The sequence below is a fragment of the Xanthobacter sp. SG618 genome (assembly GCF_012932745.1).
In the GTDB taxonomy this organism is placed as follows: Bacteria; Pseudomonadota; Alphaproteobacteria; order Rhizobiales; family Xanthobacteraceae; genus Xanthobacter; species Xanthobacter flavus.
The window spans coordinates 242,218-268,073 of record NZ_JABBHL010000009.1 but is presented as its reverse complement, the minus strand read 5'-3'; the positions used below and the strand labels follow the sequence as shown (position 1 = coordinate 268,073).

The following is a 25,856-nucleotide window of genomic DNA, read 5'->3' as shown; positions in this document are numbered from 1 at the left end:
TCACGAGCGACGGCCCGCCCATCGCGGCGGCCTGGTGCACCATAGCGACCGCGGTTCGCAATATGTGAGCATTCGCTACACCGAACGGCTGGCTGTCCGCCCTCACTCGCCCGTGGAATGCTTTCCACATCGATCGCGTCGGCAACGCGCGGATCGGCTTCCCGGCGAGGTGGACGATGCTTCTCTATACCTACGTGGCACTTGGCGGCGCGCTCGGGTCCATCCTGCGCTTCGGATTGAACCGCTGGTTCACCATCCTGTTCGGCAGCGCGCTGCCGTGGGGGACCGTTCTCATCAACATCTCCGGCTCATTCCTCATCGGCGCGCTCGCGGCGGCGTTCCAGGGCGCCGGCTCGTCCACGCCGAACGAGGTCCGCCAGTTCCTCCTGGCGGGGCTGTGCGGCGGCTTCACCACCTTCTCGTCCTTCAGCCTCCAGACGCTCGACCTGCTGCAGGCCGGCGAGCCCGCGCGCGCGGCGCTCAATGTGGGCCTGTCGGTGGCGCTGGGCCTGACCGCGGTGGCACTGGGCTTCATGCTCCCGGGCGCCGTCGCCACGGTCTCGCGCAGCGTCGGCGCGTGAAGATCCCGGCGGGGGGCGCCCATACCAGAATATGCCCCTGCCATACCAAGTCCGCGCCGCACCTTCCCCACGTCTTATGGCGAACTCAGCGCATCAGACGGCAGTTTACAGCGGCATTTGACGGCGCGCTTCGAGATGCAAAGCAACGCCCCGCGTTTTCTCTCCGGCAGATCATAAAGGAGCAGTCATGACCACGTCCGGCAACCCGCCCACCGGGTTCTACAGCGCCATCGCTCAGGAAACCGCCGCGGCCGAGCGCGATGTCTCGGCGACGAACCCCGGGCCGAAGAACCGCGCGCTGATGGCGCTCAACCCCAATGCCGATTGCCCGCCGCCCACGGATCACGGCGTGGTCGAGCCCTTCTGGTATTCCTTCGATCTCACCCATCGCCGCATCCAGGACGGCGGCTGGACCCATCAGGTCACGTCCCGCGAGCTTCCGGTCTCCAAGGATATCGCCGGGGTCAACATGCGTCTGACCCGCGGCAGCTTCCGCGAGCTCCATTGGCATCTGGCGGATGAGTGGGCGATCATGCTTTCCGGCCGGGCGCGGGTGACGGTCTTCACGCCGGACGGCGCCCTGTTCGTCGACGACGTGGGCGAAGGCGACCTCTGGCTCTTCCCGGCCGGCGCGCCCCATTCCATCCAGGCCCTCGGCGAGGACGGCTGCGAGTTCCTCCTCGTCTTCAACCAGGGCGACTTCTCGGAAGAGAGCACGCTACTCCTCTCCGACTGGCTGAAGCACACGCCGCCGGACATACTGGAAAAGAACTTCGGCCTCGATGCCGAGGCCATCGCCCGCCTGCCCAAGGGCGAGCCGCTCTACATCTTCCCCGCCGCCGAGCCTTCCAATACGCTCGATGAGGACATCGCCGAGGTGGCACGCCATGCCGCGCCGCCAAAGGTGTCCTACACCTTCAAGGCGAGCACCATGAAGCCCACGCGGGAGAGCGCCTCGGGCAGCGTGAAGGTCATCGATTCCCGCAACTTCCCGGCATCGCAGAAGATCGCGTCCGCCATCGTCACCGTGAAGCCGGGCTGCATTCGCGAGCTCCACTGGCACCCCAACGGCAGCGAATGGCAGTACTGGATCAAGGGGCGCGGCCGCATGACGGTGTTCCCCGGGCAGGAAGCCGCCCGCACCATGGATTTCAATTCTAACGACGTCGGCTTCGTGCCGAACATGGCCGGCCATTACATCGAGAATACAGGGGATGAAGACCTCGTTTTCCTGGAACTGTTCGTCGCCGCGGAGTTTCACGACATCTCGCTGAACCGCTGGATGCGCGCACTTCCCGAACAGGTGGTGATGGCCCACACCCATCTCACGGCCGAGGAAATCCGTCAGATTCCCATCGGCCACCACCCCCTGCTTCCGTGACCCGAGCGGACGATCGACGGCGCCAAGGCCGGCGGTCGTCCCCTTCCGCTCGGAGCTGTTCGGTTCGAGGGCGGCGATCGCCTGATGGGACCGATCTTCGGCCGACCCTCCCTATCACACCCAGCGAGGACGCAATGACGCTTCTTGCTCATCCGCCATCCCCGCCGGTCGAGTCCATCCCGGCACCGCCGGGCCGGCCGGCCGCCCAAGTCGCGCTTGCCGTCTCGGCGCCGCTCGATATGGCACATCCTGCCGCCTTCGGTATACTGCTCACCACTGTCGCCGGCTTTCTCGATGTGGCTGCGTATGTGACATTCAGTCATCTCTACGTTTCCTTCATGAGCGGAAACAGCATCCATCTTGGAATGTCCCTCGCGACACTAGGCACTGCCGATATCCTCACGATTTTCGGCGTTGTCATTGCCTTCGTCTTTGGTGCGTCAGCCGGAACGCTGCTGCAGGACCATGCCAGCGTGCGGCTCCTGCCCCTCACGCTGGCCATCGAAGCCGGGCTTCTTCTACTCGCGGCCGCCGCCTCCAGCGTCACGCTGTCCACCATCAGCCTTCTGCCCGTCGCGATCGCTATGGGCCTTCAGAATGTGCTGCACCAGATGTCCGGAACGACCTCGGTCGGAAAGGGCTTCGTCAGCGGCGCCCTCGTGCGCCTCGGCCAGTCGATTGCCCGGCTGCGCTCACCCAAAGCGGACCCGGCCGGTACGGCGACCCTTCTTGGGGGCTGGACCGCCTTCGTCGCTGGTGCGGCGGCCGGGGCGCTCGCCATCGCGCGGCTCGGCTTCATCCCCTGCCTGCTGCTCGCAGCAGCCGCGCTCATGGCGCTGGTGATCGTCGATTTATCACGCGCCTGACGGCACTTGGCCCGCCCGGCCCGACGCGGGCGGCGGGCGGGCCGATGGCTAGATCCGGGGCCGCCCTTCACATCCCGCTGCGAAGCGCCTTGACGCAGATCACCTCCCATGCAAATAGTGATCGAACGATAAATAAAAATCGACCGGGAGGAAATCATGATCTCTAGGAGAGGATTCCTGGGAGCGACGGCGGCTGCCGTCTCCTATGGCGCGCTGCCCGCCATGGCCCAGCAACAGCCCATTCGCATCGGCATGCTGACCATCAAGTCGGGCGCCCTTTCGGCCGGCGGCCGGCAGATGGAAGATGGCTTCCGCCTCTTCCTGCGGGAGCGCGCGGAGCGCATCGCGGGCCGGCCGGTGGAATTCATCGTGGCCGATACGGGCGGCCAGCCGGCGCTCGCCAAGACGCGGGCGCAGGAGCTGGTCCAGCGCTCCGGCGTGCAGGTGGTCGTGGGACCTGTGGCAGCGTTCGAGGCCTTGGCCATCAACGATTATCTGCAGGAAGCGGAGGTTCCCTTCCTGTGCTGCTCGGCAGCCGCGGAAGACCTGACCCAGCGCCGCCAGAACCCCTGGTTCGTGCGCACCTCGTCCACCTCCGCCCAGCCGTGCCATCCGCTCGGTGACTACGTGGCGCGCGAACTCAAATACAAGAAGATCGTCGCCATCGCCGATGATTTCGCTTTCGGTCAGGAGCAGACCTCCGGCTTCCAGAGAACATTCGAGGCCGCAGGCGGTACGCTCGTCAAGAAACTGTGGGCGCCCCTGAATGTCGCGGACTATGGCTCCTACATTTCCCAAATCGGCGAGCCCGATGCCGTCTTCGCAGCCTTCGCCGGGGCGAACGGTCTGCGCTTCCTGCGCCAATATTCGGAATATGGCCTGAAGGGGAAGATCCCGCTGGTCGGCTCCATGACCACGGTGGATGAGGGCGTGTTGCACAGCATGGGTGATGAGGCCATCGGCATCATCTCCGCTGGCTGGTATTCGGCCGCCCTTCCCGGCGCCGCCAACGAACGTTTCGTCGCGGCGCTGCGCAAGCAGACCGGCGTCGATCCCGGCTTCTATTCCGAGGGCGCCTATTCGGCCGGGCTCGCCTTGGAGCACGCGCTGAAGGCGGTGGACGGCAAGATCGAGGACAAGCAGGCGTTCATGAACGCCCTGCGCAAGGTCGACATCAAGGACGATCCGCGCGGGCCGTGGCGGCTCGACAACTACGGCAACCCCATCGAGAACATCTACATCCGCAAGACGGAACGTCACGACGGACGGCTGATGAATACGGTGATCAAGACCTACGAGAACGTCTCGCAGTTCTGGACCTACAAGCCGGAAGCATTCCTCGCCGCCCCGGTCTACTCGCGCAACGAGCCCACCAAGCTCTGAGCCCAAGGCCGAGGGACGAGCTGCGCCGCACGCGACAGTCCGGCACCGCCCCGGCCGCGCCCCTGCCCCACACCTTTGCGAGCACGGTTCCATGATCGTCGACGCCCATAACCACGTCATGCCGGAGGCCATCATCCGGCACCTCGAAAGCCGCGAAGATCTGTACGGCGTCCGGGTCGACCGGGCGGAGGGCGCAACGCGCCTCGCCCACCGCGAAGGCTTCGCCTATCCCTTGTTCGAGGAGTTTCTCACCCCCGAACGCAAGGTCGAGGCGCTGGACCGTCGCGGCCTCGATGCCGCGATCATCTCCCCCTCGCCCACTTTGTTCTTCTACCGCGTTCCGCCCCAGGCGGAGGCGGAGTTTGTGCGGCGTCTCAACGACGAGATCGCGACCTTCGCCGCGGCGGCACCTGAGCGGCTGCGGCCCATGGGCACCCTGCCCATGCAGTCGCCCGACGCCGCGGTCGCCGAGATCGAGCACATCGTGTCCGACCTCCACATGCGCGCGGTGACGATCGGCTGCCACATCGACGGCGCCGCGCTCTCCGAGCCGAAGTTCCGGCCGGTGCTGCGGCGCGCGGCGGAACTGGGCGTGCTCATCCTCACCCACCCCTATTACTTCGGAACCAAGGCCGGTTTCGAAAAATACTATCTGACGAACCTTGCAGGAAATCCGCTCGACACCGCCATCATGGCGGCGGACCTGATTTTCGGCGGGGTGATGGAGGAGCTGCCCGACCTGAAGATCGCGCTCTCCCATGGCGGCGGTTTCCTGCCCTACCAGATCGGCCGGCTCGTCCACGGCTGGAAGGTGCGGCGCGAGGCGCAGACCATCGCGACCTCGCCCAAGGAACTGTTCCGGCGCTTCTATTTCGACACCATCACCCATGATGCCGGCGCGCTCGCCTATCTCATCGATCTCGTGGGGCCGGACCACGTGCTCCTGGGCACGGACATCCCCTTCGACATGGCCGACGAGACAGCGCTCCACACGCTCGATGCCGTCCCCGGCCTCTCCGCCGATGCGCGCGCCCGCATCGCCGGCCGCAATGCCTGGGACCTGACCGGCGGCTGACCGCCCCGTATCCCGACCGAACGGAGACACACATGGCACACAATCTGGAACCGGCTTCGGCCGGAACGCCCCGTCACGACCTCGTCCGGGGCCTGTTCATCGACGGCCGCATGGTCGATCCCGGCCCGCGCGCCCTCATGAACATCACCGCGCCGCGCGACGGCACCACCATCGCGCAGGTGATCGAGGCGAGCGCGGAGGACGTGGACCGCGCCGTCGCCAGCGCCGACGCGGCGTTCCGCTCGAAGGAGTGGCGCTCCATGTCGGTGCGCACCCGCGCCCGCCTCGTCAACAAGCTCGCCGACGTGATGGAGGCCCATCTCGACGAACTGTTCGAGCTGGAGACGCTGAACAACGGCCGGCCCGTGCGCGAGACGCGCGCCCAGCTCGCCCGCGTGCCGGACCTGTTCCGCTACAACGCCGGCCTCGCCATGGCGCGGCGCGACGACGTGATCCCGGTCGAGGGCGACTATCTCACCTATGCCCGCCGCCTGCCGGTGGGTGTGGTGGCCAATGTGACGCCCTTCAACCACCCGCTGCTCATCGCCTGCCGCAACCTCGCCCCCACCTTCGCCTCCGGCTGCACCACGGTGGTTAAGCCCTCCGAATACACGCCGCTGACGACGCTGCGCCTCGCCGAGATCTTCTCCTCTGCCGGCCTGCCCCCGGGCGTGTTCAATGTGGTGACCGGCCCCGGCGCCGTCACCGGCCGGGCGCTCTCGGAGCATCCAGGCATCCGCAAGCTGGTGCTCACCGGCGGCACGGAAGCCGGACGCCGGGCGGGCGCCGCCGCCGCCGGCAATTTCGCCCGCCAGACGCTGGAGTTGGGCGGCAAGACGCCGGTGGTGGTGTTCGACGATTACGACCTCGACCAGGCGGTGAACTATGCCGCGTTCGGGGCCTTTGTCGGCGCCGGGCAGACCTGCGTGTGCGCCGCCCGGCACATCGTCCAGCGCTCCATCTACGACGCCTTCGTGGAGAAACTCGCGGCCAAGGCGAAGGCCATCGCCGTCGGCGACCCCTTCGACGCCGCCACCCAGATGGGGCCCCTCATCTCAGCGCGGCAGCGCGAGCGGGTGCTGGATTTCGCGCGCATCGGCCTTGAAGAGGGCGCGCGGCTGGTGGCGGGGGGACAGGTGCCTCCGGCCCTCGCCAACAGCCACGGCTTCTATGTGGAGCCCACCGTCTTCGCCGATGTGGACCCACGCATGCGCATCTTCCAAGAGGAGGTGTTCGGCCCGTTCACGGTGGTGACCCCGTTCGACACAGAGGACGATGCGGTGCGCATCGCCAATGACAGCCCCTATGGCCTTGCCGCAGCCATCCGCACCCGCGACATCGCCCGCGCCCACCGCGTCGCCGACCGAATCGAGGCCGGCATCGTCTGGATCAACGATCACCACCGGGTGGATGCGGCCTCGCCCTGGGGCGGGTTCAAGCTGTCCGGCATCGGCCGCGAGTTCGGGAAGGAGGCGTTCGACGCCTATTTCGACGTGAAGGCCGTGATGGTGAACGTCGGCGACCAGCCATTCGACTGGTTCGACATGAGCGCCCCCGCCCAAAGACTGAACTGAAACCGTCCGCCCCCGCGGCGGCCCCTGGAGATGGCCTCCATGTTCTGGATCAACGGTCTACTGAACAGTTTCGCATTCGGGGCGATCCTGTTCCTGCTGGCGGTCGGGTTCTCCCTGATCTTCGGCCTCATGCGGGTCGCGAACCTCGCCCACGGCGCCCTGTTCATGCTGGGCGGCTACATCGCCACCTCGGCGGTGGGGCTCGGGTTCGCGGGGGCGGTGCTGGCGGCCGGGGCGGCGTGCGCCGTCTTCGGCGGCCTCATCGAGCGCACGCTCATCCGCCGTCTGGCGGGGCGCGAGCTGGCACAGGTGCTGGGCACGCTCGGCCTGGCCTTCATCATCGCCGATCAGTGCCTGCTCGTGTGGTCGGGCGATCCCATCGCCCAGCCGGCGCCGGAGGCGCTGCGCGGCGCGGTCGGGTTCGGCGGCATCGTCTTCCCCGCCTATCGCCTGGCCCTGGTGGCGCTGGCGCTGGTGGCCTTCCTCGGCATCTGGGCGCTGGTGGAGCGCACCACCCTCGGCGCCCGCATCCGCGCCGCGGTGGATGACCGGGAGATGGCGCGGGCCATGGGCATTCCCGTGTCCCGCCTGTTCACCACCGTGTTCTGCCTCGGCGCCGGGCTCGCCGGCATCGGCGGCGCGCTCGCGGCGCCGATCATGTCGGTCTATCCGGGCCTGGATTCCGAGATGCTGCCGCTGGCGCTGCTCGTGGTCATCCTCGGCGGCATCGGCTCGCTCACGGGGGCGTTGGCGGGCAGCCTCGTCATCGGCCTCGTCTACACCTTCGGGCAGATGCTGCTGCCGGACCTCGCCTACGTGATCTTGTTCCTGCCCATGGTGGTGGTGCTCGCCGTGCGGCCCCAGGGCTTCTTCGGGAGGCAGGCAGCATGAAAACCTCCGGCATGAAGACCCTCGGCATCCTCATCCTCGCCGCGGCGGCGGTTCCCCTCCTGCTGCCCGGGCCGTTCTATCTGTCCATCGCCACACAGGTTCTCGTATACGGCCTGTTCGCGGTGAGCGTGAACCTCATCGCCGGCTATTGCGGCATGGTCTCGCTGGGCCATGCGGCCTTCCTCGGCATCGCCGGCTACGCCTTCGCCCTGCTGACGACGAGCACGGGCTGGCCGCTCTGGGCGGCCATTCCGGCGGCGGTTGCCCTGTCGGTGGCGGCAGGCGCGCTGTTCGGCCTCGTGGCGCTGCGCACCTCGGGCCTGAGCTTCCTGATGATCACCCTCGCTCTGGGGCAGATCGTCTGGGGCGTGGCCTTCCGCTACGTGGATCTCACCAATGGCGAGAACGGCATCTCCATGCCCCGCTTCCAGGGGCTGCTGGCCAGCGGCACGGGGCTTTACTACCTGTGCCTTGCGGTGACGGCGGGTTGCCTCGCGCTCGTCACCATCCTCGCCGGCTCGCCGCTCGGCGCCTCCATGCAGGGCGTGCGCGACCAGCCCCGGCGCATGAGCACGCTGGGCTATGACGTGTGGCGCATCCGCTATGCGGCCTATGTGCTCTCGGCGGGCATCGCCGGCATCGCGGGCGTGCTCTACATGCTGCTGTTCCGCTTCATCAGCCCGCACACGCTCTCGCTCACGGTCTCCTCGGAGGCGGTGCTGATGGTGATCGCCGGCGGGCTCGGCACCACCTTCGGCCCCATCGTCGGCGCGGCGCTGGTGGTGCTGCTGAAGAATGTCGCCAGCGCCTATACCGACCGCTGGCCGACGCTGCTCGGCCTCATCTTCCTCTTCATCATCGTGGTGGTTCCCGAAGGGCTCCTGCCCGGCGTCCGCCGGCTGATGCGGACCCTCGGCACGCGGCTCGCCGCGCGGCGCGGCCCGACGCCGATCCCTGCCACGCCCGTCAAGGAGGCCCGCCCATGACCTCGCCAAATGCCGCGCTCCAGATCGACGACCTGCACAAGAGCTTCGGCGGGCTCCATGTCATCCAGGGCGTGAACTTCACCGTCGCGCCGGGCGAACGGCGCCTCCTGCTCGGCCCGAATGGCGCGGGAAAGACCACCCTGTTCAACCTGATCGCCGGTGACCTCAAGCCCACCGCCGGGCAGATCCGCCTCGCCGACGAGGACGTGTCCGATCTGCCCACCTTCCGCCGCGCGGCGCGCGGCATCGGCCGCACGTTCCAGATCCTCACCCTGTTCTCGCGCGAGAGCGTGATCGGCAACGTCATCATGGCCCTGCTGGGCGGGCGCTCGCAGCGCTGGAAGCCCTATGGCGCGGTGGCGAAGGACCCGGCCCTGCGCCGCGAGGCGCTCGATGTTCTGGCACGGGTGCGGCTGGACACGCTCGCGGACCGGCCGGTGGCGGAGACCTCCTATGGCGAGAAGCGCCGGCTGGAGATCGCCATGGCGCTGGCGCAGGCGCCGCGCATCCTCCTGCTGGACGAGCCCCTGGCCGGCCTGTCGAAGGAGGAGCGCGGGACGGTGAGCGCCCTTCTCGCCGAGCTTCCGCGCGACCTCACCATCCTCATGATCGAGCACGACATGGATGTCGCGCTCGCCTTCGCCGAGAAGATCGCCCTCCTGCACTATGGCCGCCTGATCGTGGACGGCACCCGCGAGGAGGTGATCGCCGACCCCAGGACACGGGAGGCCTATCTTGCCCAGTGAAGCCGCGCTTTCGCTCTCGGCCCTCAACGCCTTCTATGGCGACAGCCACATCCTGCACGATGTCTCGCTGGAGGTGGCGCCGGGGCGCATCCTCGCCCTGCTCGGACGCAACGGCGCGGGCAAGACCACCTGCATGAACGCCCTCGCCGGCCTGCTCACCTCCCGCACCGGGCGGATCCTGCTCAATGGACGGGACATCTCCGGCTTCTCGCCCGAGGCCATCTGCCGGGCGGGCCTCGCGCTGGTGCCGCAGGGGCGGCGCATCTTCCGCAGCCTCAGCGTGGAGGAGAACCTCGCAGTCGCCCGCTGCCCGTCACCGCCGGATGGCCGGGTGGCGTGGACGGACGAGGACATTTACGGCCTCTTTCCCCGGCTGAGGGAGCGGCGGCGGCACCCGGCAGGCCTCATGTCCGGCGGCGAGCAGCAGATGCTGGCGATCGGCCGGGCGCTGGTGACCGCGCCCCGCGTACTGCTGATGGACGAACCCACGGAGGGCCTCGCACCGCAGATCGTCGCCGAGGTGGGTGGCATCGTCGGCCGCCTGCGCGCCGCCGGTCTGTCGGTGATCCTGGTGGAACAGCACATGGCCTTCGCCCTGAAGCTGGCTGACGAGGTGGTGGTGATCAGCACCGGGCGGGTGGTGGACAGGGCCCCCGCATCGGCCTTCCAGGCCGATCCGGCCCGGCTGGAGGAGCATCTCGGCGTCCACTGACGGGCCCACCCAGGGCGCCGGGGAAGGACGGATAATTGACCTTACGGCAGGTCGTCGCAGGATGATGAATCGCGCGCAAGCCGTGCTAGGATTGATCATCTGATAAAGACCGGATGCCCGCGTTGCCTGCCTCAAAAGCCCCCTCGCCCCAGCGCCGTCGCCTTTCTCCCGCGGACCGGGAGCGGGACATCGTTGCGGGCGCCGTGGCCTTCTTCGCCGAATTCGGCTTCGACGGGGCAACGCGCGATCTCGCGCAGCGGCTCGGCATCACCCAGCCGCTGCTCTATCGCTACTTTCCCGGCAAGGATGCGCTGCTCGATCGGGTCTACCAGGAGGTTTACCAGAGCCGCTGGCAGAGCGAGTGGGAAACCGCCATCGCCGACCGCTCGATCCCCATCGAGGAGCGCCTGAAGCGCTTCTACCGGGCGTATGCCGCCGTCATCCAGACCTATGAATGGGTGCGGCTGTTCATGTTCGCCGGGCTCAAGGGCCTCGACTTCAACAGCCGCTATCTCGCCTTCCTGCGCGCCCGGTTGTTCGAGCGCATGGTCATCGAGATCCGTGCCGCCAACGGCCTCGACGAGGCCGCCCCGGTGAGCGAGGAGGAGATCGAGCTCATCTGGTCGCTGCACGCGGGAATCTTCTACATCGGCGTGCGCAAGTTCATCTACGGCATGCCTATTCCCGCCGATCCCGAAGCCGACATCGACGTGAAGGTGAACGCCTTCCTCAATGGCGCCCCGGCGGCCTTCGCCTCGGTGATCGACCGGGCCAAGCCGGCCCGCCGGAAGGTCGCGGCACGGAAATAATCATTTGATAAATTAATTTGACGCCGGTCAAATTCCGCGTCACTATCTATCATCCGATAAATAATCGGATGGCGTCGCCCAGCCCGGCACAGACCGGCCAACGGCGATCCGACGCGACCACACGCAGGCTCGCGCAGGCCGGCCCCCGCACAGGCGAGCGGCCTGCCGCCTTCAGGAGCCGAGGGAGGACACCATGCCAACGAACATCCCCGCCGCAGGTCCGGCGGAGCGCCCCGCCATGCGCCCGGCGAAGCCCAAGCGCGCCGTCATCATCGGCGGCTCCATCTGCGGCCTCTTCGCCGCGCTCCTGCTGCGCAAGGCCGGCTGGGACGTGGCCGTCTTCGAGCGCATCGGCAGCGAACTCGCCGGCCGTGGCGCCGGCATCGTCACCCATCCCGAGCTGTTCGACGTCATCGGCAAGACCGGCCTGGACGTCACCGAGGCGCGCGTCGGCGTGGGTGTCAGCGGCCGGCGGGTGTTCGGGCCGGACGGGCGGATCACCGGCCAGCTCGCCCTGCCGCAGGTTCTCACCTCCTGGGGCCACCTCTACCGCCTGCTGCGCTCCGCTCTGCCGGACGAGAGCTATCACCACGGCCGCAACCTCGTGAGTGTCGAGGACGGGGCAGAGCGCGTGCGCGCCCACTTCGCCGACGGCGCCGTGGAGGAGGCCGACCTGCTGGTGGGCACGGATGGCCTGTTCTCCACCGTGCGCGCCGCCTTCCTGCCGGAGGCCAAGCCCACCTATGCGGGCTACGTGGCCTGGCGCGGACTGGTGGATGAGAGCACGCTTTCGCCGGAAACCCGCGCCGCCCTGTGCGGCCACTTCTCCTTCAGCCTGCCCCCGGGCGAGCAGATGCTCGGCTATCCGGTGGCGGGCTCGGACGAGCAGTTGGACGAAGGCCACCGCCGCTACAATTTCGTCTGGTACCGGCCCGCCGCTAGCGACGGCCAGCTCGCCGAACTGCTCACCGATGTGAACGGCACCCGGCACCCCCTCTCCATTCCCCCGCACCTCATCCGGCCTGAGGTGGTGGCGGGCATGCGCGCGGATGCCCACCGCCTGCTCGCGCCGCAGTTCGCCGAAGTGGTGGAGCGTACGCAGCAGCCGTTCCTGCAGGCGATCCAGGATCTGGAAAGCCCGCGCCTGCGCCTGTCGCCCCATGTGGTGATTCTGGGCGATGCCGCCTTCGTCGCCCGCCCCCACGTGGGCATGGGCGTGACCAAGGCAGCCGCGGATGCCGCCGCCCTCGCCTCGGCCCTCGCCGACAGCACGGACGTCGAAGCGGCGCTGGCCGCCTTCGAGGCCCAGCGCCTCGCCTTCGGCCGCGCCGTGGTGCAGCGGGCACGGCACCTCGGGGCCTACATGCAGGCGCAGATCCTCGACGAGGAGCAGCGCGCCCGCGCCGAACGGCACCGGCACCCCGACGCCGTGATGAGCGAAACCGCCGTCGCCACGGGGCTTGCCGCATGAAACCCGACGGCGCCTTCCCCCCCAAGCCGCACGCGCGGCCCCTCGATGCGGCCGCCCGCATCGAGGCGATCCGGCAGAACCCCAACTTCCGCCGCCTCGCCTCCATCCGCGCCCGGCTTGGCCTATCAATGGCCGCGCTGATGGCGACGCTCTACTTCGCCTACATCCTCACCGTGGCGCTCAAGCCCAGCGCCCTCGGGACGCCGGTTCTGCCGGATGCGGTCTCCACCTGGGGGATCGTCGCCGGTGTCAGCCTGCTCGGCCTCGGCTTCGTGCTGACGGCCATCTATGTCGCCGTCGCCAACCGCACCTTCGACCGCCTCACCCAAAACCTCAGGGAGGACGTGCAATGAGATGGACTCCGCTCGTCCGCGCGGCCCCCGCCGCCCTCATCTTCGCGCTCGCCTGCGCCCCCGGCTCGGCCTCGGCGGCCGGCGCCATCGAAGGCGGCACCCGTCAGCCCATCAATCCCGTGGCTATCAGCCTCTTCCTGCTGTTCGTGGCGGTTAGCCTTGGCGTGACCTGGTGGGCGGCCCGCAAGGGCACCGGCGGCGCCCAGGACTATTACGCCGCCGGCGGTGGCCTAAGCGGCTTCAAGAACGGCCTCGCCATCGCCGGCGACTACACCTCCGCCGCGACCTTCCTCGGCGTGACGGCGCTGGTCTACACCTCCGGCTATGACGGCATGATCTACGCCATCGGGTTCCTCGTGGGCTTCCCGATGATCCTGTTCCTCATCGCCGAGCCGCTGCGCAATCTCGGGCGCTTCACCTTCGCCGATGTGGCGGCCTACCGGCTCTCGGAAGTGCCGGTGCGGGTGGTCGCGGCCACAAACACGCTGGTGATCGTGCTGCTCTACCTCATCGCCCAGATGGTGGGGGCCGGAAAGCTCATCGAGCTCCTGTTCGGCCTGCCCTATTGGGTGGCGGTGGGCCTCGTCGGCCTGCTGATGATGGCCTATGTCACCTTCGGCGGCATGCTGGCCACCACCTGGGTGCAGATCATCAAGGCAGTGCTGCTGCTCACCGGCTCGGTGGTGATGTCCGCCCTCATCCTCGGCCACTTCGGCTTCAGCCTGGAGGCGCTGTTCGCCCATGCCGCGGCGCTCCATCCCAAGGGCGCGGCCATCATGGCGCCGGGCGGGCTGGTGAAGGATCCCATCTCGGCCATCTCGCTGGGCGTCGCCCTGGTGTTCGGCACCGCCGGCCTACCCCACATCCTGATGCGCTTTTTCACCGTGGCGGATGCACGGCAGGCGCGCACCTCCGTGCTGGTAGCGACCGGCTTCATCAGCGTCTTCTACACGCTGCTGTTCGTGCTGGGCTTCGGCGCCATCGCCTTCGTCATGTCCGATCCGAGCTTCAAGGACGCCACCGGCGCTGTGTTGGGCGGCACCAATATGGTGGCCCTCCACCTCGCCAACGCGCTCGGCGGCTCGGTGCTGCTCGGCTTCATCTCGGCCGTGGCCTTCGCCACCATCCTCGCGGTGGTGTCGGGCCTCACCATCGCCGGGGCGTCGGCGGCCAGCCACGATCTCTATGCCCGCGTCATCCGGCGCGGCAACGCGTCGGAACAGGAAGAGGTGCGGGTCTCCAAGGCGGCGGCGGTCGTCATCAGCCTCCTCGCCATGGGCCTCGGACTGCTGTTCGAGAACCAGAACATCGCCTTCATGGTGGGCCTCGTCTTCGCAATCGCCGCGAGCGCGAACTTCCCCGTCATCGTGCTGTCGGTGTCCTGGCCCGGCCTCACCACACGCGGCGCCGTCACTGGCTCGGTCACCGGCCTCGTGGTCGCCCTCGTGCTCGTGGCCCTCAGCCCCAGCGTGTGGACCACGACGCTGAAGCTCGGCCCCGCGCCCTTCCCCTATGACAATCCCGCGCTGTTCTCGGTGCCGCTCGCCTTCCTGGTCTCGATCCTCGTCTCGCTGGCGGATCGCAGCACGGCGGCCCAGCGCGTCCGTGCGGCCTTCGCCGCCCAGCACGTGCGGGCGCAGACCGGGTTCGCGGTGGACTGAAACGCCAGACAACCAGGGAGAAACCCAATGAATATCAGCACCAACCCTACCTACGCCAACATCGAAGCACCGCTTGCATGGCCCGAGCCCATGCGGGCTGACCTCCACGCCAGCCGCGGCAACGGACGCGTCGGCAGCCGCCTCGTCTCGCAGAGCGAGCGGGTGCGCGTGTGGCACCTCGCCCTCAAGCCCGGCGAGCGCATCGGATTCCATACCCATGTGCTCGATTATTTCTGGACGGCCGTGACCGGCGGCCGCGCCCGGTCGCATTATGCCGACGGGCGGGTGGCCGAAGTGACCTACGAGGCCGGCGACACCAAGCACCACCATTTCGGCCCGGGCGAGTTCATGATGCATGACCTCACCAACATCGGGGACACCGAACTGGTGTTCACCACCGTCGAGTTCCTGGACAGCGACAACCCGCCGCTGAAGGTCGACTGAAACGCCGGCCGGTCGCTGACCGCAGCGGGACAGACCCGGACAATAGAAAAGGGGCCGCCAAAGCGGCCCCTTTTTTTCGCGTCGCGGACGGCTCGCGTCAGTTGTCGTCGGCGTCGTGGGCCGGGCCCGACTGGGCGTTGCCGTTCGCGAACGGGCGCTCGGAAACATAATAGGGGCCGGGGGTGCCGAAGGCGCTGGGACGCTCGAGCCGGCTCTCCTCGCGGGCCACGGCCGCCGGGGAGGTGGGGGTCAGGCTCCCCTGCGCGGAGACCGCATACTGCTCCACATTCTCCTTCTGGACGGTCGGGTCGGCGAAGGCCGAACCCATGGACGAGACGAGCGCCACGGCGACACCGGCGGCGAGGACAGTAGACTTGATGGACATGGCAAGCACTCCGTTGTTGATGAAATGAATTTAGAAGATGCTGCCAATGACGCATATTATCCCGTGATTTATTCTTATCATATGCTTCGATATGTCCGTATACGTGGGTATAACCTGCGATCTCAAGAAAGAATGCTGCACGGACCACCCTGCCGCCGGGGGGCTAACGGCGTGAGGCCGGCGCGTTGCCGCACCGGCCTCTGGTCATTCGGATCGAAAGGAGAAGGGCGCGTGTCGCGCCGACGCGCAGCGCTAGGCCTGATGGGCCGAGCCAAGCGCGCGGGGGACCGCAGCGCCACCGCGTGGCGTGCGGGCCATCTGTTCCGACCTCCAGCGATGCGGGGTCGTTGCGGCGAAACGCCGGAAGACGGTGGTAAAATGGGCCTGGGTCTGGAAGCCGACGCTGAAGGCCACCTGCGCCAGCGGCTCATCGCTCTCCATCATCAGCTTCTGGGCGCGCTCCACGCGCAGCCGCAGCAGATATTCGTGCGGCTTGGCGCCCGTCGAGATGCGGAACTGCGCGGCGAAATGCATCCGGCTGAGGCCGGCCGCGCGAGCCATCTCGGCGAGCGTGACGGGCTCCCAATAATGCTCCTCCATGAAGGACAGCACGCGCTTGAGGCGCCACGCCACCAATCCGGACCGGGCGCGCGCCGGCTTCGGTGCCGGCCTGGTCTGGTCATCGGACGCGGGACGCGGGGTGAGCAGACCGAGGCGCCGGACCTCGGCATTGAGTTCCGCATGGGCCTGCGCCGGCATTGCGGCGGCTGCGGCGGATGGCGCGGCATGGAACGACATGCTGGAGACCCCCGAAGGCTGAAGGGCGGTTCGGCGCAGATCCTCCGTGCAGCCCGGACCGGCACCGGCGCGCGAGCTGCGGCGCCGAACCGTTCCGGCAGAAAGACTTGCGCTTCGCCGATTGGAAACCCAGCATCCGCGACCAGCGTTTTTTGCTCCATTCTACTTGGGGTTCGGCGCTCATATGATCGGGTGCGCGCGGGCATACCTTGGTATAGGCGGCTAGACTTTGCGTTTAGCGGGCTTGAGCCGACCGCCCGTTTTTGCTGCACTACTGCCTCGCGAGCCGGCAAATGCGCCGTTCAAACTGGCAAGATCGAGGTATATGTCGGTGATACCGAAGCACGATGCCGGGCAGCTGGCAGCCGCACAACAGGCATCCGTCCGCTGCGTTCCGGCACATCGCCGGGCGCAAACCACACTCTTGAGGGCATGATGTCGGGTCTGGCAGGTCCCTTGTCCAGCAACAGTGCGGATGCCCCCGCCCGGGCGCGAACCGGCTGGGTCCTTGTCGCGCTGCTGTGTCTCTCGATCTTCCTGGTGGATACGCTCTCGCCGCTCGACATGGCCATTGCCGTGCTCTACGTGGTCGTGGTGCTTCTGAGCGCGGGCCTGTTCGGGCGCACGGGGCTGCTGGTCGTCGCCGGGGCCTGCGTCATGATGACGATGCTGAGCTTCGTCATCATGCACGCCACCGACTACAACATCTCCTCCACCATGCGGTGCTTCGTCAGCGTCGCGGCCATCACCGTCACCACCGTTCTCTCGCTGCGCAACCAGCAGGCCACGGGCGCGCTGCGGGAACAGGCCGCGCTGCTCGATCTCTCCCACGATGCCATCTTCGTGCGGAACCTCGCCGACACGATCGTCTACTGGAACCACGGTGCCGAGCGGCTTTACGGCTGGACCCGGGCCGAGGCCCTGGGGCAGCAGGCCGGCGCACTGCTGAAGACCGACTTTCCGTCCCCCCGCGCGGACATCATGGGCATCCTGCTCAAGACCGGGCAATGGGAGGGCGAGATCGTTCAGACCACCCGCGACGGGCGGAAGCTGGTCTGTACGAGCCGCTGGTCGCTTCAGCGCGATGCGCGCGGGCGGCCCATGGGCACCATGGAGACCAACCACGACATCACTGAGCGGCAGAAGGCTGAGCAGGAACTGAACCAGGTCCGCAGCGACCTTGCCCATGTCACCCGCGTCAGCACCATGGGCGAACTCACCGCCTCCATCGCCCACGAGGTCAACCAGCCGCTCGCGGCAGTGGTGACGAATGGCGAGGCCTGCCTGCGCTGGCTGCGCCGCCCGGTGGCCGACCTCGGCGAGGCGGAGGCCTCCGTCACCCGCATGATCGCCAACGCCCGCCGCGCGAGCGAGGTGGTGGAGCGGCTGCGCGCCTTCGCCCGGCGCGGAGAGCCGCTGCGCGACGCGCTCGACAGCGCCGAGCTGGTGGAGGATTGCGTGCTGCTGCTGGAACGCGAACTGTCGAACCATCGCGTCCGGCTCGAACTCGCCCTCGCCCCCGATCTGCCGCGCATCGAAGGCGACCGCATCCAATTGCAGCAGGTGCTCATCAATCTGGTCCTCAACGCCATCCAGGCCATGGACGAGGTGCCCGAGGGGCAGCGTGTCCTCACTGTCCGCAACGCGCTCGAAACACCGACGTGGTCGATGGATGGCACGGCGGAGCTGACGATTTCCGTGCGCGATACCGGACCGGGGATCGCCCCGGATGTGTTCGCCTCCCTGTTCTCGCCCTTCGTTTCCACGAAGCAGGACGGGATGGGCCTCGGCCTCTCCGTCTCCCGATCGATCGCGCAGGCCCATGGCGGCCGGATCGACGCCACGCCTCACCCCGAGGGGGGAATGTGCTTCACCCTCACAATGCCGCTTGCGAGCACCCCCCCCTCTTCCAGCACCAGGGACACCCGCCCGTGACCAGTCGACCGCTGCCCCGCCCGGCGCCGCCCCCGAGCGCCCCCGTCGTGATCGTCGTGGACGATGACGCCAGCCTGCGCGACGCGCTGTCCAGCCTGTTCCGCTCCATCGGGCTCGAGGTGGCGCTCTTCGCCTCCGCCGCCGAGCTTCTGGCCGCCAAGCTGCCCGATGCGCCGCGCTGTCTGGTGCTGGACATCCGCCTGCCGGGCGTGAGCGGGCTCGATTTCCAGGCGCAGCTGGCGCGCTCAGACATGGAGCTACCCATCATCTTCATGACCGGGCATGGCGACATCCCCATGAGCGTGCGCGCCATGAAGGCGGGCGCGGTGGACTTCCTGACCAAGCCGTTCCGCGACCAAGACATGCTGGACGCGGTCTCCGCCGCCATCGAGATCGACCGGGGCCGCCGCGCCGAGCGCGCCTCCTCCTCGAAGTTGCGCGCGCTTTACGACACGCTGACCGAGCGCGAGCGGCAGATCATGGCCCTCGTGACCTCCGGCCTCATGAACAAGCAGGTCGCCGCCGAGGTAGGGCTGAGCGAAATTACCGTGAAAATTCATCGCGGTAACGTCATGCGGAAGATGGAGGCCCACTCCCTTGCCGATCTGGTCCGGATGGCGGAGGCCCTGGGGCTCAGTGCAAAAAGCTAAAGTTGCAAACGTCTGTATGATTACGGGTTGGGCAGGCGGCAGGCTATATAGGGTCAGACCGGCGCGTCATCGCGTGCCGAATGATTGCACGTCGAGGTGCCCCGAGTGTCACGCGCTCCAACCATAACGATTATCGATGACGACGAATCCGTTCGCGTCGCTACGGAAAGTCTCGTCCGCTCCCTTGGGTTCGGCGCGCGATCCTTCGCGTCCGCCGAGGACTTCCTCGGTTCCACGGAGCGCAGCCGGACCGCGTGCGTCATCACCGATGTCCAGATGCCGGGCATGAGCGGCGTCGAGCTTCAGAGCCGGCTGCGCGCCGAAGGCGACCCGGTGCCGCTGATCTTCATCACCGCCTTTCCCGAGGATCGCATCCGCCGGCAGGTCGACGCGGCCGGCGCCTTCGGCTTCCTGGCGAAGCCGTTCGACGGGAACGAAATGATCGATTGCATCGATCGCGCGCTGCAGGCTTCCCCGCGCCGCTGACGCGCCCACGCGCTCGCCGCCTTTCGCGCCCTGCCACCTCTGCCCCCTAAATCTGCGCTGCGGCGCCCCTCACGGGTTCGCGCGCACGCGCCTGCGCGCCTTCGAAGCCTGAGCGCCGGCACCGCCGCTGCCCCATACCCTCGTATGATCCAGGCAAACGAGCGCCCAATTCTTTCGTCCGCGCCCCGGTCCTATGGTGACCACCGTGACATTCACAGAGCGGTCGCCGCGGCATCTCAGCCACCACCCAACCGCTCCCCTACAGCTTTTCCATAAGGACGACACCCATGGACAAGACCATTGCGAAACTGCGCCAGCAAGCACCGCTCCGGACCCCCACCGATCTCGGCGAAGATGCCACGCGCGACATTGCCGGCGCCCTCACCGTTCTTCTGGCCGATATGTTCGCGCTTTATCTGAAGACCAAGAATTTTCACTGGCACATGTCCGGCCCGCACTTCCGCGACTACCATCTTCTGCTGGACGAGCACGGCGACCAGATCTTCGCCACCACCGATGCCATCGCCGAGCGAGCGCGCAAGGTGGGCGGCACCACGCTGCGGTCGGTGGGCCACATCGCGCGCCTCCAGCGTCTCCCCGACAATGACGCGGACTACGTGACCGCCGAGGACATGCTGGCCGAGCTGGGCGAGGACAACAAGCGCCTCATCACCTTCCTGCGGGAAGCACATGTGGTCTGCGAGAACTACAACGACGTCGCCACCACCAGCCTCATCGAGGTCTGGATCGACGAGGCTGAACGCCGCGTGTGGTTCCTCTTCGAAGCCACCCGCTCGCACTGACCTTTCCCTCCCCTTCCTCCCCGACTGAGCCCGCCGGCCAAGCCCGGCGGGCCTTTTTTGTTCGCACCGCCCCGGACGGATTGCAGGGCGGGCCTTCCAGCACATCCGCCCGCACAAAGCGAGAAGGCCGGCGTCCTCAGGGGACGCCGGCCTTTTCGTTGCAGCGCATGTCGGGTGGCTCAAGCCCCGGGCGAAGTGGCATCCTGGGCCGGACCCCAGTGGGCGTCGGGCTGGGCCGGCTGGCCGATGAACGGACGGGCGGAGTTCATGGCCCGCAGCTTCGCGGCGGAGGGCATCTGGAAGATGTTGAGCGGCTGGACCACGGCGCCCGACTGGGCATCGAAGAAGGAGGTCTCGCCGCGCGCTTCGGTGGGGAAGCTGGTGTCCGCGTGGGCGGTGCCCGCCACGCCGGCCACCACGAAGGCAAGAGCGCCGAACGCCATGATGAACTTAGAATTCGCAGTCATGAGAACCTCCTGTGTTTTCGATGATTTAGTTTTACATTCCGCAGCCTTCGCCGATATCGAACTCAAATTCATTCCATGAATATCGATGTTTCGCCGAACTATACGTCGGTTTACCTTTTGTCATTCTACCCTCTCAGCCCTCGCCCATGCCGGGCGCGACGGGCAGGGCGACCTCCTCGGCATCGGTCTCCCGCAACAGCTTGTGCGCCAGATCGATGGGGATGCGCCGGCGCTGGACGAGGCCGACGATGGATCGGCGCTCGGCCTGGATGGCGAGGAGATGCATCCGCCGCTCTTCCGGCCAAGCGGCCCTTCCGCCATCGACGCCCTCGGCCTGGAGCTGGTCGAGTCGGTGCCTGTAATGGTCGGCAACGATGGCGGCGACGGTCGGTGCGTCGGCATCGGCCTTCTGCGCCTCAGCCGCTTCCGCGAGCGCGTCCAGGGCGGCCTGCAGCGCCTCGGCGCGGGCCTCGCGCTCCTGCGCCGCATCGGCCACGTCGGGCGACACATCGATGCCCCGCAAGAGGATGGGCAGCGCCACGTTGGCGAGTGCCAGAGACACGAGAATGACCGCGGCCGCGATGAACACGGCAAGATCCCGCGCAGGAAAAGGCATGCCACCCGTCAAGACCAAAGGCAGGCTGAGCGCCGCGGCGAGCGTGACCGCGCCGCGCACCCCGCCGAACGCCATCACCGCCACCAGGCGCCACCGGGGAAAGGGGGGCGGCGCACCGCTTTGCCCCTGGCCAGCGGGCCAGCAGCAGAGTGCGGCGAGTACCCATGCGAAGCGCAAGGCCGCGAGGGCGAGAACGGTGGCCGCCACATAGAGCCCCAGCCACGCCACAGCGTGGTGTCCGCCCTCGGCGATGCTGCGCGCCGCGCCACTCAGGATGCCCGGCATCTGTTCGCCCAGAAGCAGGAACATGACGCCGTTGAGGGTGAACTGAAGCGTCTCCCACACCGCGCCGCGCCTCAGGCGCGTCAAGGGAAGCGCGCGGCCCGACACCTCGATGCGGCTCATCATCATGCCCGCGGCCACGGCCGCGAGCACGGCGGAGCTGCCGGCCACTTCGGCCAGCAGATAGGCACCGTAGGGAATGAGCAGGCTGATGAGGATCTGGCCGGAAGTGTCCTCGCCCACCCGGCGCACCATGAAAGCCTTGGCCGTGGCCACCATCCAGCTGAAGGCGATGCCGATGGCGATGCCGCCTCCGGCCGCCCAGACGAAGGCAGCGAGGGAATCGAGCACCGGCACCGTCCCCGTCACCACCGCCGCGATGGCGAGGCGCAGGCAGATCAGCGCGGCGGCATCGTTGAAGAGGGCTTCGCCCTCCAGCAGGCGCAGCACGCCGCGCGGAATGGGAATGTGCCGCGCCACCGCGCCGGCCGCCACCACATCGGTGGGCGACAGGACCGCCGCGAGCGCGAAGCACACGGCCAGCGGCATCGCCGGGATGAGCCAATGGAGCATCAGCCCCACGCAGCCGACCGTGACCACCACCAGCCCCAGCGCCATGGACAGGATGAGCGGCGCATTCGCCGCAAGATCCGTCTTGGACACGCGCCACCCGTCAAAGAACAGGAGCGGCGGCAGGAAAATGAGGAAGAACTGATCCGGCTTCAGCGGCGCGCCGAGGCTGGTGACCGAGCCGATGGCGGCGCCCACCGCAACCTGAATGAGGGGCAGCGCCACGCGGTCCCCCAGCACGCGGCCCATCCAGTTGGTGAGGACGACGCCGGCAAGCAGCACGAGGATGTAGCGAATGTCGGTCATGCGCACCACCGGCCTGTCTCGGCGCCGTGCGCACGCGGCGCGTGCGTTGGCGCGCTCACGTTCCAGATCTCGTCGAAAGTCTTGTCCGCCCACGAGAGCGGACGACAGCGCCGGTGCGGGACGTCCGCAACCGGCGCTGTGCGTCAGCCCGTCAGGCCTTCACGAAGGCAAGCAGATCGGGATTGATGACGTCGGCGTGGACGGTCAGCATGCCGTGGGGATAGCCGGCATAGACCTTCAGCGTGCCGTTCTTCAGCAGCTTCACGCTCAGCCGGGCGGCATCATCGATGGGCACCACCTGGTCGGCATCGCCGTGCATGACCAGGGTCGGCACGGTGATGAGCTTAAGATCCTCGGTTTGGTCGGTCTCGGAGAAGGCCTTGATGCCGTCATAGTGCGCCTTCGCGCCGCCGGTCATGCCCTGGCGCCACCAATTCTGGATCACGCCCGGCACCGGCGTCGTGCCGGGCAGGTTGAAGCCGTAGAAGGGGCCGGACGCCACATCCATGAAGAACTGGGAGCGATTGGCCGCGAGCGCGGAGCGGAAGCCGTCGAACACCTCGAGGGGCGTTCCGCCGGGATTGGCCGCGGTCTTCACCATCAGCGGAGGCACGGCGCTGACCAGCACCGCCTTCGCCACGCGCCCCTGCGGCTGGCCGTGCCGCGCCACATAGCGGGCCACCTCGCCGCCGCCGGTGGAATGGCCGATATGCACGGCGTTGCGCAGGTCGAGATGCTCCATCACCGCGGCGGCGTCAGCGGCGTAATGGTCCATGTCGTGGCCCTCGCTCACCTGCGCCGAGCGGCCATGCCCGCGGCGGTCGTGCGCGACCACCCGGAAGCCGTGCTGCAGGAAGAACAGGATCTGCGCATCCCAGTCATCGGAGGAGAGAGGCCAGCCGTGATGGAAGACGATGGGCTGCGCGTCCTTCGGACCCCAATCCTTGTAGAAGATGTCGACGCCGTCTTTGGTGGTGACGTAAGCCATGATCCTGTTCCTCTCGCTGTGTTCCAGGATGAAACTGTCCGTGACGGCATGCAGGACACAGCCTGAGATCCAGTATCGACACAAGATCACTCTAGAATAGGGAGAGGAAAAATGAGCTTATACGCGGGTATATTGGATCGCACATCAATATAGGGGGCGGACTTTTTATACATCCCCTATCCCGGCCGCCTCAGCGGCCGGCCCGCAAGCAGCCGTCCGGCACGGGGGCGCCCGAAAGCCGCGCGAGAAGCCAGGACACGGCCATGGGCGCCACGGCCTTGACCACCCCACCATGGGACGCCCACGGCACTTCCACATAGGTGACGGACGTCCCCGCCCGGCACAGGCGCCCCACATAGTCCCGCGTGGTGGCCGGCTCCACGAGGGCATCAAGGCTCCCCTGCGCGAAGAAGACGGGCACGCCATTCGGATCCGGATTGGAATTGCGCGCGATCAGCTGATCCCAGCCGGGCCGCCGGTCGGCGGCGCTGCGCAGGAAGCCCGTCTGGGCATAGCCCAGCGCGGAGAGGCCGAGCGCCACATCGCCCACGGGGTCGAGGCTGCAATCAGCGGCGATCCCGTCCACCGTCCCGATCGCCTGCGGGCGGACGATGCCGTCGAGCGGCAATCCGTAGGCCTGCCCCCAGGACCAGGCGGCGAAGGACGCCACGACCTGCCCCGGCAGCGTGCCGATATCGTCGCGCAGCAGGCGCCGCAGCTCCGTCGGCGCGGCCGCCGCGGCGACACCCGCGAGGTGCATCTCCGGCGCGTAGGCGCGGGCGGTGGCGGCGGTGAACAGTGCGGCATGCCCGCCCTGCGAGAAGCCCCAGGCCGCGTAGCGCTCGCCCGCATCGGCCCCCGGAAGGCGTCGCGCCGCGCGCACGGCATCGATCATGGCATGCGCCTCACTCGTGCCGAGCAGATAGGAATGCTGGCCCGCCTCGCCCAGACCGCCATAATCGGTCGCCGCTACGATGACGCCCCGCGCCAGCAGATCGGCGAGGCCGCCGATGCGGGCGAAGGCCTGCGGTGGATTGCGGGAGGGCGCGCACCGCGTCGCCACCCCGCTCGTGCCGTGCCCCCACGCCACCAGAGGCCGCCCGCCCGCGGTGCGGCCGGCCGGCGGCAGTGCGACAAGGCCGGAAATCGCCACCGGGCGACCGCCGTGATTGCGCGAGCGATAGATGATGCGGTAGGCGGCGCCCGCGCCCGGCGGCGGCGCCACGGGCTCCGCCTTCAGAAGCGTGCCGGGTGGCCCCGGCCTCGCGCCATCAGGAATGGCGTAGAAGCTGTCGGCGCAAAGGGCGCGCGCCGGCCACAGGGCGACGGCCAGAAGAAGGGCAAAACAGCGTCCCGTGCGCATGGCGGAGCCTCCTTGACCCTTCTTCCGGCCGGTGCCGTTCAGTGCGCCGGATCGGCCCGGCGACTGCGGGCGGCCAGCAGCTGGAGTCCGACCGCGAAGGCGGCGAACGCCGTCCCCAGCAGCGTGACGAGGAACCAGCCGCCGGCCCCCCAGGCGAGCGTCGCCGTGGCCGAGCCGATGGAGCCGCCGAGGAACATGGCGCTCATGAGCACCGTGTTGATCCGCGCCCGCGCCTCCGGCCGCAGGGCAAAGACGATGTGCTGGTTGGAGACGAGGGCGCTCTGCATGCCGAAATCCAGCAGCATCACGCCGACGATCAGCCCGACGAGCGAGCCCCACGCACCGAACACGACCCATGCGACAAGCGTGACGATGGAGCCCACCATCACCGCCAGCCTCGGGCCGCGCTTGTCCGCGAACCGGCCGGCCAGCGGCGCGGCGAGGATGCCGACGGCGCCCACCAGGCCGAACAATCCCGCCACCTCGGCACCGAGGCCGAAGCGCGGCTCGGCGAGCCGGAAAGCGAGGATGGTCCAGAACACGGTGAAGGCCGCAAACAGCGCCGCCTGCGTGATCGCCGCGAGCCGCAGCGCGGGAAAATCCAGCCACTGCTGCCACACGGAATGGAGCAGCCGGTGATAGCTCAGGCGCGAGTCCGGCTTGCTGCTGGGCAGCGTCACCGCCATCAGCACCGCACCGGCGAGCGCCATGGGCGCCGCGAGCCACAGCATCTCGCGCCAGCCGCCGTGCGAGGCGACGAAGCCGGCGACGGTGCGGCTGAGGAGGATGCCCGTCAACAGCCCGGCCATTACAGTTCCCACCGTCGCGCCCCTTTTCTCGGGCGCCGCGAAATGGGCGGCAAGGGGCACGATCTGCTGGGCGACCGTGGAGGCGAGCCCCACCGCCAGCGAGGCCGCCACGAGCAGCAGCGCCGTGGGCGCCACCGCAGCCAGCACCAGCGCCGCCGCCAGCAGCACGAACTGCACCACGATCAGGCGCCGGCGTTCCACGAGGTCGCCCAGCGGCACGAGCAGCACGAGGCCGATGGCGTAGCCGAGCTGGGTGGCGGTGGGAATGGCCCCCGTGAGGGCGCCCGGCAGATCCTGCTCGATCAGCGCGAGCATGGGCTGGTTGTAATAGATGTTCGCCACCGCGAGGCCGGCCGCCGTGGCCATGGCGAGCGTGGCGCCGAACCCCAGCGTGCCGGGCTCAGGCGCGGCGTCGGCGAGCGCGGGCGCACCGGGACGCACGGTTGAAGTCTGCTTGAAGATCAT

26 protein-coding genes are annotated in these 25,856 nt (G+C 68.1%); 19 read left to right on the top strand and 7 right to left on the bottom strand.

The window, feature by feature from the left end; translation table 11 throughout:
- The first annotated feature begins 176 nt into the window (after positions 1-176).
- The 15 genes from crcB to FHT36_RS21865 all read left to right on the top strand — a co-directional run bounded on the left by crcB (position 177) and on the right by FHT36_RS21865 (position 14,933).
- A complete protein-coding gene (gene crcB / locus FHT36_RS21935) occupies positions 177-581 on the top strand; it encodes a fluoride efflux transporter CrcB (RefSeq protein ID WP_169124571.1) in 405 nt (134 codons plus the stop codon).
- Positions 582-768: 187 nt separating this feature from the next.
- On the top strand, positions 769-1,962 hold the full coding sequence (locus FHT36_RS21930) for a cupin domain-containing protein (RefSeq protein WP_169124570.1): 1,194 nt from the start codon (positions 769-771) through the stop codon (positions 1,960-1,962).
- Positions 1,963-2,096: 134 nt separating this feature from the next.
- Entirely contained in the window at positions 2,097-2,828 is a 732-nt protein-coding gene (locus tag FHT36_RS21925; RefSeq protein ID WP_169124569.1) for a YoaK family protein, read from the top strand.
- A 156-nt stretch (positions 2,829-2,984) separates the two neighbouring features.
- A complete protein-coding gene (locus tag FHT36_RS21920; protein WP_169124568.1) occupies positions 2,985-4,211 on the top strand; it encodes an ABC transporter substrate-binding protein in 1,227 nt (408 codons plus the stop codon).
- Positions 4,212-4,302: 91 nt separating this feature from the next.
- A complete protein-coding gene (locus FHT36_RS21915) occupies positions 4,303-5,286 on the top strand; it encodes an amidohydrolase family protein (RefSeq protein ID WP_169124567.1) in 984 nt (327 codons plus the stop codon).
- Positions 5,287-5,318: 32 nt separating this feature from the next.
- The gene (locus tag FHT36_RS21910) at positions 5,319-6,860 is read left to right on the top strand and encodes an aldehyde dehydrogenase (protein ID WP_169124566.1); all 1,542 of its coding nucleotides are present in this window, start codon (positions 5,319-5,321) and stop codon (positions 6,858-6,860) included.
- A gap of 39 nt (positions 6,861-6,899) precedes the next feature.
- The gene (locus FHT36_RS21905) at positions 6,900-7,751 is read left to right on the top strand and encodes a branched-chain amino acid ABC transporter permease (RefSeq protein ID WP_169124565.1); all 852 of its coding nucleotides are present in this window, start codon (positions 6,900-6,902) and stop codon (positions 7,749-7,751) included.
- Entirely contained in the window at positions 7,748-8,737 is a 990-nt protein-coding gene (locus FHT36_RS21900; protein ID WP_246702367.1) for a branched-chain amino acid ABC transporter permease, read from the top strand. Before FHT36_RS21905 ends, FHT36_RS21900 begins: the two co-directional genes overlap by 4 nt.
- The gene (locus FHT36_RS21895) at positions 8,734-9,483 is read left to right on the top strand and encodes an ABC transporter ATP-binding protein (RefSeq protein ID WP_169124564.1); all 750 of its coding nucleotides are present in this window, start codon (positions 8,734-8,736) and stop codon (positions 9,481-9,483) included. Before FHT36_RS21900 ends, FHT36_RS21895 begins: the two co-directional genes overlap by 4 nt.
- A complete protein-coding gene (locus FHT36_RS21890; protein ID WP_169124563.1) occupies positions 9,473-10,195 on the top strand; it encodes an ABC transporter ATP-binding protein in 723 nt (240 codons plus the stop codon). The genes FHT36_RS21895 and FHT36_RS21890 overlap by 11 nt, the downstream gene beginning before the upstream one ends.
- Before the next feature lie 113 nt (positions 10,196-10,308).
- Entirely contained in the window at positions 10,309-11,004 is a 696-nt protein-coding gene (locus tag FHT36_RS21885; protein ID WP_169124562.1) for a TetR/AcrR family transcriptional regulator, read from the top strand.
- A 238-nt stretch (positions 11,005-11,242) separates the two neighbouring features.
- On the top strand, positions 11,243-12,475 hold the full coding sequence (locus FHT36_RS21880; RefSeq protein ID WP_169124595.1) for an FAD binding domain-containing protein: 1,233 nt from the start codon (positions 11,243-11,245) through the stop codon (positions 12,473-12,475).
- Positions 12,472-12,828 carry a DUF485 domain-containing protein gene (locus tag FHT36_RS21875; protein ID WP_169124561.1) on the top strand — a complete coding sequence of 119 codons (357 nt, stop codon included), beginning with the start codon at positions 12,472-12,474 and terminating at the stop codon, positions 12,826-12,828. The genes FHT36_RS21880 and FHT36_RS21875 overlap by 4 nt, the downstream gene beginning before the upstream one ends.
- Complete coding sequence (gene actP / locus FHT36_RS21870) at positions 12,825-14,489, top strand: cation/acetate symporter ActP (RefSeq protein ID WP_169124560.1); 1,665 nt, start codon at positions 12,825-12,827, stop codon at positions 14,487-14,489. The genes FHT36_RS21875 and actP overlap by 4 nt, the downstream gene beginning before the upstream one ends.
- 90 nt (positions 14,490-14,579) lie before the next feature.
- Complete coding sequence (locus FHT36_RS21865) at positions 14,580-14,933, top strand: hypothetical protein (protein WP_169124594.1); 354 nt, start codon at positions 14,580-14,582, stop codon at positions 14,931-14,933.
- A gap of 97 nt (positions 14,934-15,030) precedes the next feature.
- On the opposite strand, the gene FHT36_RS21860 is transcribed toward FHT36_RS21865, so the two are convergent.
- Both FHT36_RS21860 and FHT36_RS21855 read right to left on the bottom strand, forming a co-directional pair.
- Entirely contained in the window at positions 15,031-15,318 is a 288-nt protein-coding gene (locus FHT36_RS21860; RefSeq protein WP_169124559.1) for a hypothetical protein, read from the bottom strand.
- Between the two features lie 252 nt (positions 15,319-15,570).
- Positions 15,571-16,077, bottom strand: coding sequence for a helix-turn-helix domain-containing protein (locus FHT36_RS21855; protein WP_246702365.1), 507 nt, complete (start codon positions 16,075-16,077; stop codon positions 15,571-15,573).
- A gap of 495 nt (positions 16,078-16,572) precedes the next feature.
- Between FHT36_RS21855 and FHT36_RS21850 the strand changes: the two genes are divergently transcribed.
- The 4 genes from FHT36_RS21850 to FHT36_RS21835 all read left to right on the top strand — a co-directional run bounded on the left by FHT36_RS21850 (position 16,573) and on the right by FHT36_RS21835 (position 19,990).
- On the top strand, positions 16,573-18,051 hold the full coding sequence (locus FHT36_RS21850; protein WP_246702364.1) for a sensor histidine kinase: 1,479 nt from the start codon (positions 16,573-16,575) through the stop codon (positions 18,049-18,051).
- Complete coding sequence (locus FHT36_RS21845) at positions 18,048-18,701, top strand: response regulator transcription factor (RefSeq protein WP_169124556.1); 654 nt, start codon at positions 18,048-18,050, stop codon at positions 18,699-18,701. Before FHT36_RS21850 ends, FHT36_RS21845 begins: the two co-directional genes overlap by 4 nt.
- An 84-nt stretch (positions 18,702-18,785) precedes the next feature.
- Positions 18,786-19,187 (top strand): response regulator transcription factor, encoded by a 402-nt coding sequence (locus tag FHT36_RS21840; RefSeq protein ID WP_210257914.1) that lies wholly within the window; start codon positions 18,786-18,788, stop codon positions 19,185-19,187.
- Between the two features lie 287 nt (positions 19,188-19,474).
- Complete coding sequence (locus FHT36_RS21835) at positions 19,475-19,990, top strand: Dps family protein (RefSeq protein WP_169124555.1); 516 nt, start codon at positions 19,475-19,477, stop codon at positions 19,988-19,990.
- A gap of 179 nt (positions 19,991-20,169) precedes the next feature.
- Here FHT36_RS21835 and FHT36_RS21830 read toward each other — a convergent pair whose 3' ends face one another.
- The 5 genes from FHT36_RS21830 to FHT36_RS21810 form a co-directional block, all read right to left on the bottom strand.
- On the bottom strand, positions 20,170-20,457 hold the full coding sequence (locus FHT36_RS21830; protein ID WP_169124554.1) for a hypothetical protein: 288 nt from the start codon (positions 20,455-20,457) through the stop codon (positions 20,170-20,172).
- Positions 20,458-20,590: 133 nt separating this feature from the next.
- Positions 20,591-22,231 (bottom strand): Na+/H+ antiporter, encoded by a 1,641-nt coding sequence (locus FHT36_RS21825; RefSeq protein WP_169124553.1) that lies wholly within the window; start codon positions 22,229-22,231, stop codon positions 20,591-20,593.
- A 151-nt stretch (positions 22,232-22,382) separates the two neighbouring features.
- Positions 22,383-23,219, bottom strand: coding sequence for an alpha/beta fold hydrolase (locus tag FHT36_RS21820; RefSeq protein WP_169124552.1), 837 nt, complete (start codon positions 23,217-23,219; stop codon positions 22,383-22,385).
- A gap of 190 nt (positions 23,220-23,409) precedes the next feature.
- Positions 23,410-24,582, bottom strand: coding sequence for a lipase family protein (locus FHT36_RS21815; protein WP_169124551.1), 1,173 nt, complete (start codon positions 24,580-24,582; stop codon positions 23,410-23,412).
- A 38-nt stretch (positions 24,583-24,620) separates the two neighbouring features.
- A complete protein-coding gene (locus tag FHT36_RS21810) occupies positions 24,621-25,856 on the bottom strand; it encodes an MFS transporter (protein WP_169124550.1) in 1,236 nt (411 codons plus the stop codon).